The sequence below is a fragment of the Mitsuaria sp. TWR114 genome (genome assembly GCF_007997345.1).
Genome location: NZ_VOSR01000413.1, coordinates 1 through 4,540, shown reverse-complemented (window position 1 = coordinate 4,540; position 4,540 = coordinate 1). Strand labels below are relative to the sequence as shown.

2 protein-coding genes and 1 pseudogene (1 of these 3 cut by a window edge) are annotated in these 4,540 nt (G+C 69.7%); 1 reads left to right on the top strand and 2 read right to left on the bottom strand.

Features of this window, described 5'->3' with window-relative positions:
• Nucleotides 1–388, top strand: a pseudogene (locus FUT87_RS15460) (LytR/AlgR family response regulator transcription factor) (it extends 373 nt beyond the left edge of the window).
• 30 nt (nt 389–418) lie between these two features.
• Here FUT87_RS15460 and FUT87_RS15455 read toward each other — a convergent pair.
• Nucleotides 419–1,069: a hypothetical protein gene (locus FUT87_RS15455; protein WP_255511863.1), complete on the bottom strand. Its 651-nt coding sequence runs from the start codon at nt 1,067–1,069 to the stop codon at nt 419–421.
• Nucleotides 1,070–1,071: 2 nt separating this feature from the next.
• Nucleotides 1,072–4,540: Ig-like domain-containing protein (locus tag FUT87_RS15450; protein ID WP_255511862.1), on the bottom strand; the 3,469-nt coding region annotated here is incomplete at its 5' end.

Below are 4,540 nucleotides of genomic sequence, written 5' to 3'. Positions count from 1 at the left end.
ACTGCGTGGCTTGCTGGGCGTGCAGGCCGCGAGCCCGAAGCCGGCGGGCGGCGGCCCCGTCGCGCCGCTGCGGCACCTGCAGGTCGGCGTCGGCGACGCCATCGTGCTGGTGCCGCTGGACGAGGTCGTCTACCTGGAGGCGGCGGACAAGTACGTCCGCGTGATGACGGCGGACCAGGAATACCTGGTGCGGATCTCGCTGCGCGAGCTGCTCCCGCAGCTCGATGCGCAGCGCTTCTGGCAGGTGCACCGCGGACACATCGTGCATGTCGACGCCATCGACCGCGTGCATCGCGATGACACCGGCAAGCTGACCCTGCGGCTGCGCCACCGGCCGGAGAAGCTGGCGGTGAGCCGGATGTACGGGCATCTGTTCAAGGCGATGTGAGGCGGCAGCCGGACCGCCGCCTCCCTCTCGTCAGATGACGGCCATGCCGGAGGCGGTCTTCACGGACAGCAAGGCATCGCCATCGAGCGCCGTGACCAGGATCGACAACCCGTAGATCCCGCGCCCGCCCTCGCTCGTGACCGTCAGCGCGATCGTGCCGTCCTTGAGCACCTCCTTGAAGAAGAAGTCGTCGCGCGTCGCTTCGGTATAGCCAGCGGTCAACGCGCTCAGGTCGAGCACGTCGCCCTCGCTGCGCTTGTAGTCGAGGACGAGGTCCACGCCGGTCTGCCCCTTGAACCATCGGAAGGTGTCGGCGCCGGCCCCGCCGGTGAAGAAGTCACTGTCCGGGGAGGCGTTCAGCACGTCGTTGCCCGCCGTACCGCGTTCCTCATGGTTCAACGCCCATTTGCCGCCTGAGGACTCGTCCAGTCGCATGACCAGCGCAGGCTGGAGGCTCGCCGGCTCCGAGCTCATCTTCACCGGCACCTCCATGGCATTGCCCGCGCTGTCGATGGCGTAGAGCCGCAGAGCGCCATGCATGTTGCTGCGAACACTTCGGCTGCCGGCAGCAAACATCATGAGCTGGCCGCTGCTCACCGCACCGGGTTGCCAATCCTGAACATTCACGAGGCTCTTGCCGTAGCTCACGAACACCAGCTCGACATCTTCCTGCGAGGTCACCGTCAAGCTGCCATCCTTGCCACGATCCGCGACCACCGTGGGCGCGGTGGTGTCGTAGTCGAACTCCAGGCGCCGGATCCCGCTCTCGTTGCCCGCGATGTCGACCTGCCGGACCAGCAATTCATGGCGCCCCGGCGACAGCTGCGCTGGCGGCTTGAAGTTGCTGCCGGCGCCGCTCCACCAATCCTGCCCCCCATTGAGGCTGTAGAGCCACTGGCTGCCGACTCCAGGCCCACGTCGATGGATCCGTTGGCATTGAGCGCCTTGCTGGCCAGGTAGAACTGCTCCACTTCCGGAAAATTGCCTGGCCGGTTTGCCCAGTAAGTCCGGGCCGCGGAATTGAAGGTCAAGGTCGGCGCTTCGGCCTTGGTGTCCAAGCTGAACTTCAGCTCGGTCGCGGCGCTGATATTGCCGGCGAGATCGACCTGCCGCACCAGCACCCGCTTGTCCCCATCGCCGGAGAACTCGCTCGCGGCGATGGACGTCCCGGTGCCGGTGGTCCAACTGAGGCCGTCGCGGCTGTACTGCCACCCGGCGTCGTCCTCCAGGCCCTGCACGTTGACCGTCGCCATCGAGGTGATCCCGTCGGTGGCGCTGACACCGGTGTCCTGCGCCAGGCTCAGCGTCGGCGCGCCCACGACCCGGTCGAGCGTGAAGTTCAGCGTCGCGCCGCTGACGTTGCCGGCAACGTCGGCCTGGCGAACCTCGACGGTGTAGGTGGTGTCGATGTGGAACTCGCTGGCGGCGATGCGGTCGCCGCTGCCGGTTCTCCAGGCGCTGCCGCCGATGCGGTATTCCCAGCGATGGCCCGGCTCGAGGCCGGTCACGACGATGCCGGCCTCGTTGGTGACACGGTCGCCGGCAGTGCCCGAGTCCTTCACCAAAGCGAGCGCGAGCGGAGGGCCCTGCCGATCCAGCGTGAAATCCAGCATCGCGGTGCTCACGTTGCCCGCGACGTCGATCTGCCGGACCTCCAGGGACTTGGTACCGTCGGCGCCGAACTCGCTGGCCGCGATGCGGTCGCCGCTGCCGGTCGTCCAGGCGCCGCCACCGATGCGGTACTCCCAGCGGTTGCCCAGCTCGACACCGGTCACGGCGATGGTGGCGTCGTTGGTGATGCGGTCAGCGGCGACGCCGGAGTCGTTCAGCAGCGCGACCGCGATCGGGTCGACCTGCCGGTCCAGCGTGAAGTCGAGCGTCGCCGTGCCCATGTTGCCCGCGCTGTTGGCCTGCCTCACCTCGACGGTGCAGGGTCCGTCCTTGGCGAACTCGGTGGCCGGGATGCGGTCGCCACTGCCGGTCTTCCAGGCGCCGTTGCCGATGCGGTACTCCCAGGTCCTGCTCGCGTCCAGGCCGCCCACGGCGATGGCGGCATCGTTGGTGATCCGATCGCCGGCCGTTCCGGAATCATTCACCAGCGCCGCCGACAAGGCGCCGGCTTGCCGGTCCAGCGTGAAATCGAACGTGGCGGAACTCTCGTTCCCGGCCGGGTCGGTCTGGCGAAGCTCGACGGCGTAGCGGCCGTCGGCGCCGAACTCGCTGGCCGCGATGCGGTCGCCGGTGCCCGCCTTCCAGGCGCCGCCGGCGATGCGGTATTCCCAGCGGTTGCCCGGCTCGACGCCGGTCACGGCGATGGTGGCGTCGTTGGTGATGCGGTCGCCGACGATGCCGGAGTCGTTCACCAGCGCGGCCTCGATCGGGCCGACGTGCCAGTCCAGCGTGAAGTCCAGCGTCGCGGTGCTCGCGTTGCCCGCGATGTCGATCTGGCGCACCTCGATCTTGTGGGCGCCGTCGGCGCCGAACTCGCTCGCCGCGATACGGCTGTCGACGCCGGCCCGCCACGCGCCGCCATCGATGCGGTACTCCCAGCGGCAGTCCGGCTCGAGACCACCGACGATCACCGTGCCGTCGCGCGTGAGCCGGTCGTCCGCCACGCCGGTGTCATTGGCCAGCGCGACGCTCGGCGGCGGCGCGACGCGGTCCAGCTGGAACTCGTACACCGTCGTCGCCTGGTTGCCCACCGCGTCCAGGTGCCGGACCTCCACGCGCTGCCAGCCGTCCGTTGCGCGCTCGAATTCCCGCCCATCGATGAGAACGCCGGATCCGGTCTTCCATTCCCCGCCGTTGATGCGGTAGTCCCAGCTGCCGCCCCATTCGATGTCGAGCACCCGCAGCGTGCCGTCGCGGGTGATCCGGTCATCGGCCGTTCCGGTGTCGTTCACCAGGGACACGGTCGGCGCGGCGGCCTGGCGGCGCAGGTCGAAGGCGAGGGTCGAACCGGCTTCATTGCCCGCCGCATCGATCTGCCGCACGCGGATCAGTTGGTAGCCGTCCGCCACGCCGTCGAAGGCGGCCTTGTCGATGCGATCCCCGTGACCGCGCCGCCATTCGCCGCCGTTGATCTGGTAATCCCAGATCGCGAGGCTCTCCAGGCCGCTGACCAGCACGGTGGGGTCGTTGGTCCGCTTGTCCCCGGACACGCCGGAGTCGACCGCCAACTGGACGCCCGGCGACACGGTGTGGGTGTCCAGGACGAAGTCGAGCGCGGCCGTGCCGCGATTGCCGGCGCCGTCGACATGCCGCACCTCGACCCGGCGCCCGCCCGCCGTCGTGCCGAACTCCGACGCCGCGATCGTGTCGCCGGTCCCGGTCACCCACGGACCGTCATCGATCCGGTACTCCCAGCGCAAGCCGGACTCCAGGCCGTTCACCTTCACCGTCGCGTCGCGCGTGATGCCGTCGGACGCCGACAGCCCGGTGTCCATCGCGAGCGCGAGCGTCAGCTCCGCCGCGCGGGTGTCGAGCAGGAGGCTCAGGGTGGTGACCGGACCCTCGTTGCCCGCGGGATCCACCTGCCGGACGCGGATGTCCTTGGCGCCGTCGGCACCGAGTTGCGCGGTGGACAGCGTCGCGTCCGTCCCGTTCCACCAGGTCGCGCCGCCGTCCACGCTGTACTGCCAGCGCGCGTCCGGCTCCAGGCCGTCGATGCGGATGCGGCCGTCGTTCGTCCAGCCATCGGTGGCGGAGCTGCCGGTATCCGAGATCAGCGTCAGGCCAGCCCCTGGCGGCGCGATGGTGTCCATGTCGAATCTCAGGCTGGCCACCGGGCTGCGGTGGCCGTCCGCGCTGATCTGCACCACTTGCAGCGACTTGCTGCCGTCCGTGCCCAAGGCCGATGGGGCGATCACCAAGCCGCTGCCGGCATGCCAGGTCTTGCCCTCGTCGAGCGAATACTCCCAGCGCCCGTCCGCCTCGAGCGCGCCGATGCGGATCTCCCCGGCGCTGCCGAGCAGGCCCTCCCGCTGGGCGCCCGGCGAGTGCAAGGCCGGCTGCGGCGCCGGCGGCACGCGCACGGCGGGACCGGGGTTCGGATGGGGATCCGGTTTCGGGCCGGGGGCCGGGTTGGGGTTGGGGTCCGGCTTGGGACCCGGATCGGGGTTGGGGTTCGGATCGGTATCCGGCTTCGGACCG